Raw genomic sequence first — 15409 nt, forward strand, 5'->3', positions numbered from 1 at the left:
CGCACGAGTGACCCGCCGGCTGCCCGTGTGGCGGCGGCCCGCCCGCTCAGGCTCCCGTCGAGCCGTCGATGGCCTCGCGCAGCAGGTCGGCGTGGCCGTTGTGGCGGGCGTACTCCTCGATCATGTGGGTGTAGATCCAGCGCAGGCTGAAGTGCCGGCCGCTGCGTGCGGTGCCGACGCTGAGTTCGTCGAGGCCGTGTCCGGCCGCGGCGGCGCGTGCGGCGGCCACCTCGCTCTGCCAGGTGGCGAGGGCCTCCGCGTAGGTGTCCTGGGGGCCGAAGTGGAAGTCGCCGTCCGGGTCCTCCTCGGTGCCGTACACGCCTTCGTCGGACCCTCCGGCGAACACCGAGACGAACCACCAGCGTTCGACCTCGGAGAGATGGCGTTGCAGGCCGAGCAGGGTGAGCTCGGAGCTCGGCACGGCGGCCCGCTTCAGCTCCTCGTCGGGGAGCCCCGAGCACTTCTGGGCCAGGGTCTCGCGGTGGTACTCAAGCCAGCCTTCGAGCATGGCCCGCTCGGGGGCGTCCAGGGCGGGCTCGGCGCGCTCGGGGGTTTCGGCGGGCGGTACGGCGGAGGTCGTCATGCCGCCCATCCTGTCGGCCCACCCGCCCCGCGGCCACCGGTTATCGCCCCGCAAGCACCGGCCGCGGGGTGCACGGGGCCGGGGGCTGGCGGGGGCTTCGCCGCCTGGCGGGGGCTTCGCCCCCTGCACCCCTGTGGCACGGCTTGAGGGCGCTCGCCCTCAGTCGCCGGACGGGCTGGGTATGCCCCTCAGTACGGTGCGGCTCAGTACGGTGCGGCTGAGGGGCGCGGGGAGCTGTGTGAGCAACCACGCACGGCCCGCGCCCGAAGCACCCGCATGCACCGCCCCGCGGTGCCGAGCCCCGCCCGGTAGGGGCACACCTCGCCGCCCCGCACCTCCGGGCGACCCGCTCCGCACCGCGCCGCACGGCAAAGGCCGCCACACGTATGCTGACCAGCAAGGACGATGGACACCGCTCGGCGACAGGAGAACCCCGTGAAGGTCGGATGCATTGGGCTCGGGGACATCGCTCAGAAGGCATACCTGCCCGTGCTGAGCACCCTGCCGGGCACGGAGCTGCATCTCCAGACCCGCACCCCGGCCACCCTCGACGCCGTGGGTGGCGCCCATCGGATACCGGCCGGACAACGGCACACCGACCTCGCGTCCCTGCTCGCGCAGGGGCTGGACGCCGCGTTCGTGCACGCGCCGACCGCGGTGCACCCGGAGATCGTGGCCCGGCTCATCGACGCCGGCGTACCGACGTACGTCGACAAGCCGCTGGCCTACGAACTCGCCGAGTCCGAGCGGCTCGTGGCGCTCGCCGAGGAGCGCGGGGTCGGCCTCGCCGTCGGCTTCAACCGGCGGCTCGCACCCGGCTACGCCCAGTGCGCCGACCACCCGCGCGAACTGATCCTCATGCAGAAGAACCGGGTCGGCCTTCCCGAGGACCCCCGCACCCTGGTCCTCGACGACTTCATCCACGTCGTGGACACCCTGCGCTTCCTCACCCCCGGCCCCATCGAGCACACGGTCGTACGGGCCCGCGTCCGCGACGGCCTGATGGAGCACGTGGTCCTTCAGCTCTCCGGCGACGGCTTCACCGCGATCGGCACCATGAACCGGATGAACGGATCCACCGAGGAGATCCTGGAGGTGTCGGGCCAGGACACCAAGCGCCAGGTCCTGAACCTGGCCGAGGTCGTGGACCACAAGGGCCAGCCGACCCTGCGCCGCCGCGGCGACTGGGTGCCCGTCGCCCGCCAGCGCGGCATCGAGCAGTCGGTCCTGTCCTTCCTCGACGCCGTACGGGCCGGAGAGACGCTCAGCGCACAGGACGCGTTGGCGACCCATGAGCTGTGCGAGCGGGTGGTGCGGGAGGCGTGGGAGCAGGCTTCCTGAGCGCCCGCGCCGCCTCGCCCGCGCAGAACAGGGCGAGCGCCGCGAGGGCCGCGTACACCGCCCAGTCGCCGAAGCGCACATAGGGCGTGGTGCCGGTGGCGAGCGGAACGTCGTACACCGCGGCGGTACTCGCGGAGGTGGGCAGCCACTTGCCGACGCGGCCGCCGTCGGGGCCGTAGACCGCGCTGATGCCGGTCAGGGTCGCGTGCACCATCGGGCGGCCCGTCTCGGCGGCCCGCAGCGCGCCGAGCGAGGCATGCTGTGCGGGCGCCCAGGTGTCCTGGAACGACGAGGTCGAGGACTGCGCCACGAGCAACTGGGCGCCCATGCGCACCAGATGACGGCTCATGTCCGGGAACGCCGACTCGAAGCACACCAGCGGCCCCACCCGCGCCGCGCCCGGCAGGGTCATCACCACGGGCGTGGTGCCGCGCTGCCGGTCCTCGTCGGCGGCCTTGCCGACCGATGTCGCCCAGCCGAGCAGCGAGCGCGCCGGGATGTACTCGCCGAACGGCACGAGCCGCATCTTGTCGTAGCGCTGCCCGGTCGGCCCGTCGGGCCCCACGAGAACCGAACTCTTGAAGATTCCCGGTTTGTCCGACCTGCGCGCGTCCACGTTCACCAGGATGTCCGCGCCGAGCTCCTGGGAGAGCCGGGCAATCCGCGCGGCCAGGTCCGGCCGGGCCGTCAGGTCCTGCCCCACACTGCTCTCGCCCCACACCACGAGGTCCACATGCTGCCCCGCGAGTGAGCGCGTCAGCGCCTCGCTGCGGGCGAACCGGGCGTCCCCGTTCTCGATCACGCCCGGCTGCACCACGGCGACCTTGAGGTGGCCGTCGCGCGTCATGTGCGGAGCCCACATCCATACGGCGCCTGTAGTGAGCGCACACACCACGAGCACCGAGACCATGGCGGTACGCACCCGGGGGAGCGCCACCGCGAGGGTGACAGCGGTGTTCACCGCCACCACGAGCAGGCTCACCAGCCACACCCCGCCCACCGACATCAGCCGCAGCGCCGGAGTCACCTCCCACTGGCTCGCGCCGAGCAGCCCCCAGGGCCCGCCGAGCCCCTGCCACGACCGGACCAGCTCCACCGCGAGCCAGCCCGAAGGCACCACCACGACCGCGATCAGCGCGCGCGGCACGGAGGGACGGCCACCCATGACGGACCGGACCAGGACACCCCACGGTGCCCACAGCAGCCCGAGCAGCGCGGCCAGGACCACGATGAACACGTTGAGGCTGGGGAAGAGCCAGTGGTGCACCGCGAGCATGAACCCCGTACCGCCGAGCCAGCCGTCCAGAGCGGCCCGCCGCACGCTGCTCGCGGAGCGCACCAGGAGCAGCAGTGGCACGAGCGCGAGGTAGGCGAACCACCACAGCGAGGGCGCGGGGAAGGCGAGTGCGGGCAGCGCTCCGGCGAGCACCGCGGCCGCGCCGCGCCACCAGGCCGAACTCAGACGCGGACCGTGACGGCCGACCGGGATCCGCATACCGCGCCTCCTTGCCCACCCCCGTGATCAGTGGTGTTCCCGCCCAGCCAGTGTGGGGGAGAGCCGCCGTCGCGCACAGATGACCCGGCGCCCGGCGCGTCCCTCCCGTCGCTCATGCCCCGGCGAGCGCCCCCGACACCCGCCGCCACTTCTCGTGCACGGTCACCGACCGCAGCCGCCAGCCCGTGTCCGTACGGACCAGCGAGAACGCGTAGCGCCCCCCGGACTCGAAGCCGGGCGCGGGCGGCGTGCCGTCGCCGTCGGTGCCGAAGCACATGGGATTGAGGTAGTCGGCGCGCAGCTCCGCCCGGTCGCCCGGGTAGCCGCCGAGGTCCTGGAGGGTGAGCAGCCGGTTGGTGATCAGGTGCTGGCGGACCGGGAAGAGCCGCATGGTCTCTTCGAGCCAGCACGCCACCTCCTCGGCCGGTCCCTCGATGCCGCCCGCCGGGCGGTAGTCGGCGCGGCCGTCGGCGGCGAACAGGGCGCGGTAGGCGGTCCAGTTCCCGTCGTCGACGGCCGCGGCATATCCGGTGATGAGTTCGTCGATGGCCAAACGGTCGAGCAGGGTTCCGAGATCCACGCGCTGCGTCATCGGGTCAGTCTCCGGCAGCGGGCCGTGAACGCCAAGAGCCCCGCACTTGTGGGTGCTTGGGACCGCGTGCTACCGCTGGCGCCATGACAGACGACACGGTTCCCGCGGTACGCAGCGAACGGCGCGGCCCCGTCACCACAGTGATCCTTTCGCGGCCCGCGGTGCGCAACGCGGTGGACGGCCCCACCGCCCGCGCGCTCGCCGACGCCTTCCGTGCCTTCGAGGCGGACGAGGCGGCGGCGGTCGCCGTGCTGTGGGGCGAGGGCGGCACGTTCTGCGCGGGCGCCGATCTGAAGGCGATCGGCACCGCACGCGGCAACACGGTGACCGAGGACGGCGACGGGCCGATGGGCCCGACCCGGCTGCGGCTCTCCAAGCCGGTGATCGCGGCGGTGGCCGGGCACGCCGTGGCGGGCGGTCTGGAACTCGCGCTCTGGTGCGATCTGCGAGTGATGGAGGAGGACGCGGTGTTCGGGGTGTTCTGCCGACGCTGGGGCGTGCCGTTGATCGACGGCGGGACGGTCCGGCTGCCGCGCCTCGTCGGGGCCGGCCGTGCCATGGACCTGATCCTCACCGGGCGCCCGGTGGACGCCGCCGAGGCCCGAGCCATCGGTCTGGCGGACCGGATCGTGCCGAGCGGTACCGCCCGGGCGCGGGCGGAGGAACTCGCTGCGGAGATCGCCGCCTTCCCGGGGACCTGCATGCGCCACGACCGGATGTCGCTGCTCGAACAGGAGGGCCTCGCCGAACCCGAAGCGCTGCTCAACGAGGTGCGGCACGGCATGCACGCGCTGGGGGAGGCGGCGGAGGGCGCGGCGCGGTTCGCGGCGGGCGCGGGCCGCCACGGGACGTTTGAAGGACCGAGCTGACGGAGCTGAGGAACGGCGGCCCTGTCCGTGGGAGGTGGGTCATTCCTGGGGCGGCCGTCTTCGCGAGAGGCGGCGGCCTTCCGAGGGACGGCCGCCGGTCCTTGGCGCGGGCGGCTCCGCGCCCCGAGCGTGAGGTGTCAGGGCCGGCGCACGTACGGCGTGGTCACCGTCAGCGGGACGAAGCCGAGGCGCTGGAGGATGGGCCGGCTCTGATCGGAGGCGTCGACCTGGAGGTAGCGGTAGCCGCGCTCGGCGGCGATACGGGCGCGATAGGCGATCAGGGCGCGGTAGATGCCCTTGCCGCGCCACTCGGGGGCGGTGCCGCCGCCCCAGAGACTGGCGAACTCCGTGCCGAGGTGGAAGTCCATGCGGGCCGCGCTCACCGGAAGATCCCCTGCCATGGCGACGACCGCCGTCACGGTGTCGGGTGCCTCGGTGAACTGGGCGAGCAGCCGCTCCCTGAAGAGGGCGGAGCCGTTGCCGAAGGCTTGGTCGTGCACCCGCGCCATCAGCTCCACCCCGCCCTCGTCGGTCACCGGGTGGAGGGTGATGCCGGCCGGGGGCTCGGGGTCGTGGGGGAGGTCGGGGACCCGGGCGATCATGACGGTCTCGGCGGGCTCGGCCTCGAAGCCGGCTGCCAGCAGGCGCTGTCCCAGGTTGGCGGGCCGGTCGTGGGCGTACAGCTTCCACTCCCACGGGTGGCCGAGCGAGGCGAAGTGCCGTACTTGCGCCGCGATTTCGGCATCGGCGTCCGATTCGGTGAGGCACGACCAGAGGATGCCGTTCCACACATGGCCGGGGCCGACCTGCCGTACGACACCGCCGGACCGCTCCACCGTGGCGCTCGGCCCGTCGGGCCGGGCCCGCTGCCGCAGCTGGAGGTCGAAGACCGTGAGCAGTGCTTCATCGGGGGCGCCGCCCGGCGCGGGGGTGGTCTGCATTCGGCCACTTCAACACCGTGAGGTGGGCCACAGCAACCGGAATTCGGGGCCGGGACCAGCTGCGGCGGACCGGGGCTCAGGTTCGCGGCTTCGCGGCCGTTCCCGCGGAGAACGGGGCCGGTTCGCCGACCGCCGCAGCCCAGTCGGCGAGCAGCCGCTCGTACTCCTCCGCGGGCCACTGCCCGTCCGCGCCGTCGACGAGCGCACGGATGGCGTCGTTGGCGGCATCCGCGTCGGACGGCGCGGGGCCGGGCCGCTCGGGGGAGGTAGACATATGACCAGGCTACGGGTCAGGTCGGCCGAGCAACCCCGCCGAACCGGCCGAACCCCAGGTGGGAGCGGTACGGGGTGGCAAAGGTCACAGGCCGAGGGGGGTTTGGAGCGACGTACGTCACGCCGCCTGGGCGGTGTCGCCCCGTACGGCGGCGGCCCATTCGACCAGGAGCCAGTGGTAGCGCTCCTCCTCGTCGGGCGAGAGGCGGCCGTCGGACTGCTCCCACAGCGAGCGGATGTCCGCGTTCACCACGTCGGCAGGGCGAAGGAAACGTCGGTCGGAAGTCGGGGGCATGGGACAAGCCTACGGCCATGAGGTGACCCACCGCCACGGAGTGGGAACTCTCAGCCAACATTAAGCAGTTGAAGGGGGAAGGAAGGGTCGGTGGGTGCCGCGCCGGGAGGGGCAGTCGGGCGGCGGGATCCGGCCACGGTCCGGTCTCCGCGACAACTGACCCGAGCGGTGCGGGCGTTGACCCGCGCCCGGAGAGGTGGGGGCGCCTATCCTCGCGGCATGGAGCAGAGCGAGGTTCTCAAGCGAGTGATCGGCATTCTCACCGAGGCCGGGGACTACCGCCGCCGGATCGAGGAGGATGGCGAACGAGGGCCCCGGGACACGGAGATCGGCATCGTCACCGCCCTGCTCAACGAGACGATGCCGCACATCGAGATCCCGGCCGACGCGACGCCCCAGGAGATGGCCACGCTCGTGGCGAGGGAGGTCGGCGGGGCCATCCGCCAGCTCGTGGCCGCCTTCAGCCTGGCGTTCGTGGCCCTCGCCCAGGTGCACGACTCCGGCGAGCAGGACGTGTCGTCGGCCGATGTGCTCCAGGACCTGGCACTGCGCGCGGAGGAGGTCAGGGGGGAGGGCCCGGAGGCCTCGGGCACCTGATCCCTCAACTGCCGCTTACGGAAGCCCGGTTCGGTCGCTGCCCCCTGGGTGGGCGGCCGGGTCAGAGGCCGCCGCCCGCGTCCGGGCTCAGGCTGCCGGCCGCGATGAGGGCGAACAGGGCCACGCCGAGCACGATGCGGTAGACCACGAACGGCATGAAGCTCTTGTTGGAGATGAAGGCCATGAACCAGGCGATCACCGCGTAGCCCACCGCGAAGGCGATGACCGCGGCGAAGAGGGTGGGCAGCATCGGCGCTTGGCCGGGGCCGCCCGCGTCCTTCAGCTCGAAGACCCCGGAGGCCAGCACGGCCGGGATGGCGAGCAGGAAGGAGTAACGGGCCGCCGCCTCGCGGGTGTAGCCCATGAGGAGGCCGCCGCTGATGGTGGCGCCGGAGCGGGAGACGCCCGGGATGAGGGCCATGGCCTGGCAGATGCCGAAGATCAGCCCGTCCTTGGTGCCGAGTTCCCGCAGTGACTTGCGCTCCTTGGCGGCGCGATGCCGTCCCCCCGACTCGTCGCGGGCCGCGAGCCGGTCGGCGATGCCGAGGATCACGCCCATCACGACCAGAGTGGTGGCGATCACCCGCAGGTCGCGGAAGGACGTGTCGATCTGGTGCTTCAGGACGATGCCGAGCACCCCGATCGGGATGGAGCCGACGATGACGAGCCAGCCCATCTTGGCGTCGTGGTCGTCGCGCAGCGAACGGTCGGTGAGCGAGCGGAACCAGGTCGAGACGATCCGCGCGATGTCGGACCGGAAGTAGATCAGGACGGCCGTCTCGGTGCCGATCTGCGTGATCGCCGTGAACGCCGGGCCCGGATCCTGCCAGCCCGCGAACGCCGCGGTCAGCCGCAGATGTGCGCTGGAGGAGATGGGCAGGAACTCCGTAAGCCCCTGAACGAGCCCGAGTATGAACGATTCGAACCAAGACATGGGTTACTGCGCCATCCAAGGGGGGTCGGGGGGCCACGGCCGGTCGGCACGACGGGGACCGGCCGGAGCACCGGGGCGGCGGCACGGCCACACCGGCGATCTTGCGCGGATCGAGCGGCACGGTAACGGGCCCGGGTTAACGGATGGTTGACGCCGGGCGGCCTGCGGGAAGCGGCCCCGCCGGCCCCGGAACGGGCCCCGGCCTCGGCACCCCGACCTCCGCACCCCGGCCGCGCCGCGCCGGCCCCTGTGCATCACGCCGGCGCCCGCGCACCCCGCCCCGCTACCGCCCGCGCACCCCACCCGCACCGCCCGCGCACCCCGTCCGCTACCGCCCGCGCATCCCGCCCCGCTTGCGCCAGGCCACCACGGCGGCCCCGGCCCCGCTCAGCACGATGAAGCCCATCGCGATCAGGAACGCGGGCGATGTCGGGGACGCGGCGCTGCCGCCCGCGACCACGTACGCGAGCGTGTTGGGCACCGAACCGAGACCCGTCGCCACGAGGAACGGCGTCCAGCCCATGCGCGAGACCGCCGCGCAGTAGTTGGCGGCGGCGAAGGGCACACCGGGGAACAGCCGGATCGCCATCATCGAGCGGAACCCGTGCCGCGAGAGCTGCCCGTCCGCCGCCTTCAGCCAGCGCCCCCGCACCAGCGGGCGCAGTGCGTCCTGGCCGAGCACCCGGCCGAGCCCGAACGCGATGCCCGCGCCGAGGACCGTGCCGACGAGCGAGGACACGAATCCGGCCGGCGTCGCGAAGAGGGCGCCGGCGGCCAGATTGAGGATCGGGCGCGGCACGAACGCGGCCGTGCACAGCCCGTACGCCACCGCGAAGAGGACCACCGCCCAGGCCCCGCCCATCGCGGGCGGCCAGCCGTCGGCGAGCAGCCGTTGGGGCTGGAGGACCAGGACGGCGCTCCCGGCGGCCGCGAGCACCACCACGAGCAGCGCGAGCCGCGACCACGGGGAGAGCAGTGCTCTCCCGCAGCGTGCGGCAAGACCTGGCGTCGGTCGGGCAACGGGCTCGAACATCAAGGGAGACTAACCGACCGGGGCGGGCGCCCGTCGTAAGGGAGCTCTTCCGGGAGCCTCCGCCACCCTCACCGCACGCAACTGCCGCCCGCGGAAAACCATTCGACGCGCCGTCGCCCACCAGGGATGATCGGCGGCATGTCCAGGTACGCCTTCCTCGCAGCGCCGTCCGCAGTCGCGGACGCGCCGAAGGCTGCCGTCCTCATCGCGGCCGACGCAGTCGAGACCGTGGCGCCCCTCGGCGGCGCCCGAAGCTGACCCTTCCCGGAACGTCCGGCGGACCCCACACGGGGAGGGTCGGCCGGATCCAGGGGTCCAAGCGATGCCCAGCGACCACGCGAGGACACACAGCCATGCCCAAGACGGCATACGTACGCACCAAGCCCCACCTCAACATTGGCACCATGGGCCATGTCGACCACGGCAAGACCACCCTGACCGCCGCCATCACCAAAGTGCTCGCCGAGCGCGGCACCGGCACCTTCGTGCCGTTCGACCGCATCGACCGCGCCCCGGAGGAGGCCGCCCGCGGCATCACCATCAACATCGCGCACGTCGAGTACGAGACCGACACCCGTCACTACGCCCACGTCGACATGCCGGGCCACGCCGACTACGTCAAGAACATGGTCACCGGCGCCGCCCAGCTGGACGGGGCGATCCTGGTGGTCTCCGCACTCGAAGGGATCATGCCGCAGACGGCCGAACACGTCCTGCTGGCCCGGCAGGTGGGTGTCGACCACATCGTCGTCGCGCTCAACAAGGCGGACGCGGGGGACGAGGAGCTGAGCGACCTGGTCGAGCTTGAGGTGCGCGAACTGCTCTCCGCGCACGGATACGGTGGCGACACCGTGCCGGTCGTACGGGTCTCCGGCCTCAAGGCCCTTGAGGGGGAACCGCGTTGGACCGACGCGATCGGCGCGCTGCTCGACGCGGTCGACACCTATGTGCCGATGCCGGAGCGCTATGTGGACGCGCCGTTCCTGCTGCCGGTGGAGAACGTGCTCACCATCACGGGGCGCGGCACCGTCGTCACCGGGGCCGTCGAGCGCGGCACCGTGCGCGTCGGGGACCGGGTCCAAGTCCTGGGCGCGGAGGTCGAGTCGGTGGTCACCGGCCTGGAGACGTTCGGCAAGCCGATGGACTCGGCGCAGGCCGGGGACAACGTCGCGCTGCTCCTGCGCGGGGTGCCACGCGACGCGGTCCGCCGCGGCCATGTGGTCGCCGAGCCGGGCAGCGTCACCCCGAGCCGGAGGTTCACCGCCCAGGTGTACGTCCTGTCCACGCGCGAGGGCGGCCGCTCCACGCCGATCGCGACCGGCTACCGGCCGCAGTTCTACATCCGCACGGCGGACGTGGTCGGGGACGTCGACCTCGGCGGGCTCGCCGTCGCGCGGCCCGGCGACACGGTCACCGTCACCGTCGAGCTAGGCCGGGACACGCCCCTGGAGCCGGGCCTCGGCTTCGCCATCCGCGAGGGCGGCCGCACCGTGGGCGCCGGAACGGTGGCCGCGGTGCTGTGACCGGCCGGCCCGCCGCCCCCAACACCCCGGGGGCGGCGGGCCGTTGGTGTTGCGGCACACTTCGATCATGACGGAGACGGCACTCGTACTCGGATCGGGCGGGCTCACCGGCGTGGGCTGGGAGATCGGCATCCTGCACGGCCTCGCCGAGGCGGGCGTGGACCTGACGGACGCCCGCCTGGTCGTGGGGAGTTCGGCGGGCGCGGTGGTCGGGGCGAACATCAGCGCGCGCCGTTCCACTCTCGCCGAGCTGTACGAACGCCAACTCGCCCGGCCGGCCGGGGAGATACCCGGACATCTGGGCCCGGGCAAGCTCTTCCGCTTTGCGCGGGCCGTGATCTCCTCCGCCACCCCCGAGGAGTACGGAGCGAAGATGGGCCGGATGGCGCTCGCGGCCCACACTCCGGGCGAGGCGGACCGCCGCGCCGTCATCGCCGGGCGGCTGCTGACCCACGAGTGGCCCGAGCGGGCCCTGAAGCTCACCGCGGTCGCCGCGGACACCGGCGAGTTCCGGGTCTTCGACCGGGATTGCGGGGTGTCGCTCGTCGACGCGGTCGCCGCGAGCTGCGCGGTCCCGCTGGTGTGGCCCCCGGTCACCATCGAGGGCCGCAAGTGGATCGACGGGGGGTTGCACTCCCCGTGCAACGCCCAGCTCGCCGCCGGCTGTGAGCGGGTGGTCGTCATCGCGCCGATCGCGACCGGCGGCGGCCCGCTCGCCTCTCCCGTCAGACAGGCGGCCGCCCTCGCCGCCGCGGGCGCGCGGGTCGAGCTGATCACCCCCGACGCGGCGGCGAAGCGGGCCTTCGGGCGCAACAGCCTGGACCCCGCGCACCGCGCCCCGGCCGCCCGGGCCGGCCGCGCCCAGGCAGCGGCCCACGCCCGGGCGGTGGCGGCACTGTGGACCGGGGCATAGGGCCCGGCGGCCCGCGACCGGCGGCCGGGCGCACAATGGGAGGGTGAACGACGACCCGCGTGCCGAGCCGATACCCGTCATCCGGGAGGTCGACTGGGGCACCGCCAAACTGCTGCCCGACCTCGACCGCGAGCGCGCCTGGCTGCTGACCGTGAACGGTGCCCCGCAGTCGTACGTGGACCTGGACGATCCCACCCACATCGAGTTCGAGTACGTACGCCGCCTCGCCCATGTCGTGGACTGCGCGGCCGACGACGGCGTTCCACTGGACGTGCTGCACCTCGGCGGCGGTGCCCTCACCCTGCCCCGCTATGTCGCGGCGACCCGGCCGGGCTCGCGCCAGGTCGTCGTGGACGCGGATCGTGCGCTCCTCCAACTCGTGCGCGAGCAGCTGCCGTTGGCCCCCGACGCCGGGATCGAGGTGCACGCGGCGGACGCCCGGGCCTGGGCCGAAGCGGCACCGTCCGGTTCGGCGGACCTGCTGATCGCGGATGTGTTCGGCGGCTCCCGTGTGCCGGCCCATCTGACCTCGGTCCAGTACGCACGCATCGCCCAGCGTGTCCTCAGGCCCGGCGGAACCTACGTCGCCAACCTCGCGGACGGCGCGCCCTTCGCTTTCCTGCGCTCCCAACTCGCCACATTCCGGGCGGTGTTCGCGGAAGTGGTGCTGATCGCCGAACCGTCGGTACTGCGCGGCCGGCGCTTCGGCAACGCGGTGCTGCTCGCCTCGGCGCACCCGCTGGACGTCGCGGCCCTCGCCCGACGCACGGCGGGGGACGCCTTTCCGGCCCGGGTCGAGCACGGCGATTCGCTGCGGCGCTTCATCGGGGGCGCGGGCCCCGTCGACGACGCGGACGCGCAGCCCTCACCCGAGCCGCCCGACGGCGCCTTCAGCATCGGCTGACACGGCGGGCCGGCCCACGGCCACCGGCTCGGTGCGCCGGGTCAGCCGGCGTACGTCCGGGACGCACAGCACGGCGGCGGTCAGCAGCACGACCAGGGCCGAGCAGCCCCACAGTGCGCTGGTACGGCCGACCGCGCTCTGCGCGGGGCCGGCCAGGGCGGTGGCGAGCGGCACCATCGCGATCGAGCCCAGCCAGTCGTAGGCGGACACGCGGGAGAGCTTGTCCTCGGGGATCTCCTGGTTGAGGGCGGTCATCCAGGAGACGCCGAAGACCTCGATCGAGACGCCGGTCAGGAGCATGACCGCCGCGAGCGCACCCACCGGCAGCGGCACCGCGAGCGCCGCCGAGGGCAGGGCGAGCGGAAACACGCAGAGGCTGCCGGCGAGCAGCAGCCGGCGCGGTTTCCAGCGCATCATCAGAAACGCCCCGCCGACCGTGCCGGCGCCGAACGCGGCGAGTGCGAGACCCCAGGGCCCGGGGCCGCCGAGATCGTCGCGGGCGACCAGTGGTCCGTAGACCGCCTCGGCCGCCGCGACCACGGCGTTGACCACCGCGAACTGCACGACGATCGACCACAGCCACGGGCGGGAGACGAACTCCCGCCAGCCGGCCCGGAGATCGGAGATCATTCCGCCGCCCGCCTCGCGCGGCGGAATGTGACTCACGTCGAGGAAGGCGCGCAACGCGCCCGCGACCGCGAAGGCCGCCGCGTCGATCGCGAGCACCCAGCCCGCGCCGAAGACGGCGATCAGGGCGCCGCCGAGGGCGGCCCCGCCGATGCCCGCGCCGTGCATCGCCATCCGGTAGAACGCGAAGGCGCGCCCCGCCTCCGCGCCGCTCACGCTGGACATCAGCATGCCTTCGGAGGCCGGCCCGAAGAAGGCCTGCCCCACACCGCCGAGCGCGGTGAGCGCCGTCATCTGCCAGAGCCGGGGCTCGCCGGTCAGGACCAGGAGCGCGAAGGCGCCCTGGGAAAGGAAGTTGAGGGCGTTGGCCGCGACCATCACCCGGTGCCGCGGCAGCCGGTCGGCGAGTGCGCCGCCGACCAGCAGGAAGAGGACGAGCGGCACCGTGCGGGCCGCCGCGACCAGGCCGACGTCCCCCGCGCCGCCGCCGGACTGCAACACCGCGAAGGCCGCCGCGATCAGTGCGCCCTGGCTGCCCAGGTTCGTCACGACCGCCGCGGCGGTCAGCAGGCTGTAGTTGCGGCCGGCCCATGGCGGGCGGCGGGCCGGAGCGGGGATGGCGGCGGAAGTCACCCGAGGACTATCGCCGCCATCGCTCCCGCACGCCAAACGGTTTGTCGCCGGCCCGCGTCAGGAGCTGGTGGTGGGCACCAGCTTTGTCGCCGTGCCGCGTCAGGAGCTGGTGGCGGGTACCAGGCGGATGGTGGTGAGGATCTTCTGGATGGTGTCCTCGTCGACCGCGCCGGGCACGCCGGTGTTGGCGATGAGGCTCCAGGCGGCGAGGTCGCCCTTGGCCGTCTTGAAGCCGAACAGCACGGACTGGCCCTCGGTGGAGCACTTGTCCGTCTTCTTCACGCCGGTGGTCTTGGCGCGCACCACGCTGCCCTGGAGACCCGACTTGGTGGTGTAGGGGACCGGCTTCTCGGAGGTGATGTGGTCCTTGTCCGGCTGGGTGTAGGCGTAGTACAGCCAGTCGTCGGCCTGCTCGGCCGCGTCCCCGGTGGACTTCGCGCCGTTGGCGCCCTTGGTGCCGACGCTCGCGAGCGAGGTGTTCTGGTCGCGGCCGGTGCTGTCCTTGGTGGTGCACCACTTGGACTTGAGGTAGGCCGGGGAGGACATCATCATGCCGCCGAAGCCGTTCTTGTCGGCCTTGTCGGACCAGCCCACGCTCATGCCCGGGCTGTCGACCTCCCAGTCCGGCGGCACGTCGAAGGCGTCGCCGCGGGTGGGGTTCACCACGACCTTCCAGCCCGCGATGACCGGCTTGACGTCGGTGCCGGCGCCGCGCGGGTTGGCCGCGGGGGAGGAGGGTGCGGCCGGGTCGGAACCCGGGGCGGACGGCGACTTCGTGCTCTTGCCGTCGGCCTGGCTGCTGGACTTGCCGTCGTCCTTGAGGACCACGAAGCCGGTCACACCGGCGGCCACGACCACGGCGACGGCCGCCACGACGGCGATGATCGTGGTCTTCTTCCTGTCGTTGCCGCCCGGCGGCTGCGGCGCCCCGGGCGGTCCGCCCACGGGGTACTGCGGCACCGTCGGCTGCTGGTACGGATTGGGTGCCTGGTAACCCTGCGGCGGATATCCGGGCTGCGCCGGCTGCTGATAGGGATTGGGCTGCTGGTACCCCGGCTGCTGGTACGGGTTCTGATTCGGATCCTGCGGGTTCTGCTCGCCCCCGGGCGGCTGCTGTCCTGGCCACATGGCGAGTAACCATAGAGGTGCGCCCCGGCGGCTGCTACGGCCGCCCCCGCAAGGGATGGCCAAGGCTCACTACCCATGGGTAACATCGGGCCCCATGAGCGCTGATCAGATGTCCGTGGGCGAGATGCTCACCGCGACCGTCCCCATGGCCCGCACCCTGAACCTGGAGTTCCTGGAGACCACCCCCGAGCGTGCCGTGGTGCGCCTTCCGGACCAGGCCGACTACCACAACCACGTGGGCGGACCGCACGCCGGAGCGATGTTCACGCTCGCCGAGTCCGCCAGTGGTGCCATCGTCATCGCCGCCTTCGGCGACCAGATGCACCGCGCCGTGCCGCTCGCCGTGAAGGCGGAGATCGGCTACAAGAAGCTCGCCAAGGGCGTCGTCACCGCGACCGCCACCCTGGGCCGCCCGATCGCCGACGTGGTGGCCGAGCTGGACGCGGGGCAGCGCCCCGAGTTCCCGGTCCACATCGAGATCCAGCGCGCGGACGACGCAGTGACCGGCGAGATGACGGTCGTCTGGACCCTGCGTCCCAACTCCTGATCCTCCGAGCGCAGGCTACGGAACCCGAAGGCGTCCCGGCTCCGGCCGGGGCGCCTTCTCCATGTTCCGAACACCGCCCCCGCGTCCGCATTGACTCTTCCACCGGACGGTCCTACGTTTCCCGGCGCCTCGTGGCGCCTGACGGGTTGTCAACTGGGTCGTGGCGCATAGTGCGTTCACA

17 protein-coding genes are annotated in these 15409 nt (G+C 72.9%); 7 read left to right on the top strand and 10 right to left on the bottom strand.

The window, feature by feature from the left end; all coding sequences use genetic code 11:
- Positions 1-46 precede the first annotated feature (46 nt).
- A complete protein-coding gene (locus tag CG740_RS00215) occupies positions 47-592 on the bottom strand; it encodes a DinB family protein (RefSeq protein ID WP_100572797.1) in 546 nt (181 codons plus the stop codon).
- Between the two features lie 426 nt (positions 593-1018).
- Between CG740_RS00215 and CG740_RS00220 the strand changes: the two genes are divergently transcribed.
- On the top strand, positions 1019-1924 hold the full coding sequence (locus CG740_RS00220) for a Gfo/Idh/MocA family protein (protein WP_100572798.1): 906 nt from the start codon (positions 1019-1021) through the stop codon (positions 1922-1924).
- Here the strand turns inward: CG740_RS00220 and lnt are convergent.
- Positions 1848-3419 carry an apolipoprotein N-acyltransferase gene (gene lnt, locus CG740_RS00225; protein WP_100572799.1) on the bottom strand — a complete coding sequence of 524 codons (1572 nt, stop codon included), beginning with the start codon at positions 3417-3419 and terminating at the stop codon, positions 1848-1850. The genes CG740_RS00220 and lnt overlap by 77 nt on opposite strands.
- A gap of 112 nt (positions 3420-3531) precedes the next feature.
- The gene (locus CG740_RS00230; protein ID WP_100572800.1) at positions 3532-4011 is read right to left on the bottom strand and encodes a nuclear transport factor 2 family protein; all 480 of its coding nucleotides are present in this window, start codon (positions 4009-4011) and stop codon (positions 3532-3534) included.
- Between the two features lie 83 nt (positions 4012-4094).
- Here CG740_RS00230 and CG740_RS00235 point away from each other — a divergent pair, with 83 nt between their 5' ends.
- The gene (locus tag CG740_RS00235) at positions 4095-4880 is read left to right on the top strand and encodes a crotonase/enoyl-CoA hydratase family protein (RefSeq protein ID WP_100572801.1); all 786 of its coding nucleotides are present in this window, start codon (positions 4095-4097) and stop codon (positions 4878-4880) included.
- Between the two features lie 137 nt (positions 4881-5017).
- On the opposite strand, the gene CG740_RS00240 is transcribed toward CG740_RS00235, so the two are convergent.
- The 3 genes from CG740_RS00240 to CG740_RS39500 form a co-directional block, all read right to left on the bottom strand.
- On the bottom strand, positions 5018-5821 hold the full coding sequence (locus tag CG740_RS00240) for a GNAT family N-acetyltransferase (protein ID WP_100572802.1): 804 nt from the start codon (positions 5819-5821) through the stop codon (positions 5018-5020).
- A 76-nt stretch (positions 5822-5897) separates the two neighbouring features.
- Positions 5898-6095, bottom strand: a complete 198-nt coding sequence (locus CG740_RS00245; RefSeq protein WP_100572803.1) for a hypothetical protein — start codon at positions 6093-6095, stop codon at positions 5898-5900.
- Between the two features lie 117 nt (positions 6096-6212).
- A complete protein-coding gene (locus CG740_RS39500) occupies positions 6213-6389 on the bottom strand; it encodes a hypothetical protein (protein ID WP_159030178.1) in 177 nt (58 codons plus the stop codon).
- Between the two features lie 219 nt (positions 6390-6608).
- On the opposite strand from CG740_RS39500, the gene CG740_RS00250 reads away from it, so the two are divergent.
- Positions 6609-6986, top strand: coding sequence for a hypothetical protein (locus tag CG740_RS00250; RefSeq protein ID WP_100572804.1), 378 nt, complete (start codon positions 6609-6611; stop codon positions 6984-6986).
- Positions 6987-7047: 61 nt separating this feature from the next.
- Here CG740_RS00250 and CG740_RS00255 read toward each other — a convergent pair whose 3' ends face one another.
- Together CG740_RS00255 and CG740_RS00260 are read right to left on the bottom strand one after the other, a co-directional pair.
- Entirely contained in the window at positions 7048-7920 is an 873-nt protein-coding gene (locus tag CG740_RS00255; RefSeq protein ID WP_100572805.1) for an undecaprenyl-diphosphate phosphatase, read from the bottom strand.
- A gap of 328 nt (positions 7921-8248) precedes the next feature.
- On the bottom strand, positions 8249-8953 hold the full coding sequence (locus CG740_RS00260) for a TVP38/TMEM64 family protein (RefSeq protein ID WP_100572806.1): 705 nt from the start codon (positions 8951-8953) through the stop codon (positions 8249-8251).
- Between the two features lie 353 nt (positions 8954-9306).
- On the opposite strand from CG740_RS00260, the gene tuf reads away from it, so the two are divergent.
- The 3 genes from tuf to CG740_RS00275 all read left to right on the top strand — a co-directional run bounded on the left by tuf (position 9307) and on the right by CG740_RS00275 (position 12293).
- Positions 9307-10476, top strand: coding sequence for an elongation factor Tu (gene tuf / locus CG740_RS00265; RefSeq protein ID WP_100572807.1), 1170 nt, complete (start codon positions 9307-9309; stop codon positions 10474-10476).
- 67 nt (positions 10477-10543) lie between these two features.
- A complete protein-coding gene (locus CG740_RS00270; RefSeq protein WP_100572808.1) occupies positions 10544-11389 on the top strand; it encodes a patatin-like phospholipase family protein in 846 nt (281 codons plus the stop codon).
- A 43-nt stretch (positions 11390-11432) separates the two neighbouring features.
- Positions 11433-12293: a spermidine synthase gene (locus tag CG740_RS00275; protein ID WP_100572809.1), complete on the top strand. Its 861-nt coding sequence runs from the start codon at positions 11433-11435 to the stop codon at positions 12291-12293.
- Here CG740_RS00275 and CG740_RS00280 read toward each other — a convergent pair.
- A complete protein-coding gene (locus CG740_RS00280) occupies positions 12255-13553 on the bottom strand; it encodes an MFS transporter (protein WP_100572810.1) in 1299 nt (432 codons plus the stop codon). The two genes, CG740_RS00275 and CG740_RS00280, sit on opposite strands and share 39 nt — an antisense overlap.
- Before the next feature lie 99 nt (positions 13554-13652).
- Complete coding sequence (locus tag CG740_RS00285) at positions 13653-14681, bottom strand: hypothetical protein (protein ID WP_100572811.1); 1029 nt, start codon at positions 14679-14681, stop codon at positions 13653-13655.
- Between the two features lie 109 nt (positions 14682-14790).
- Here CG740_RS00285 and CG740_RS00290 point away from each other — a divergent pair, with 109 nt between their 5' ends.
- Positions 14791-15228, top strand: a complete 438-nt coding sequence (locus CG740_RS00290; RefSeq protein ID WP_100572812.1) for a DUF4442 domain-containing protein — start codon at positions 14791-14793, stop codon at positions 15226-15228.
- Positions 15229-15409 lie beyond the last annotated feature (181 nt).

The organism is Streptomyces sp. CB01201, from assembly GCF_002803085.1.
Taxonomy (GTDB): Bacteria; Actinomycetota; Actinomycetes; order Streptomycetales; family Streptomycetaceae; genus Streptomyces; species Streptomyces hundungensis.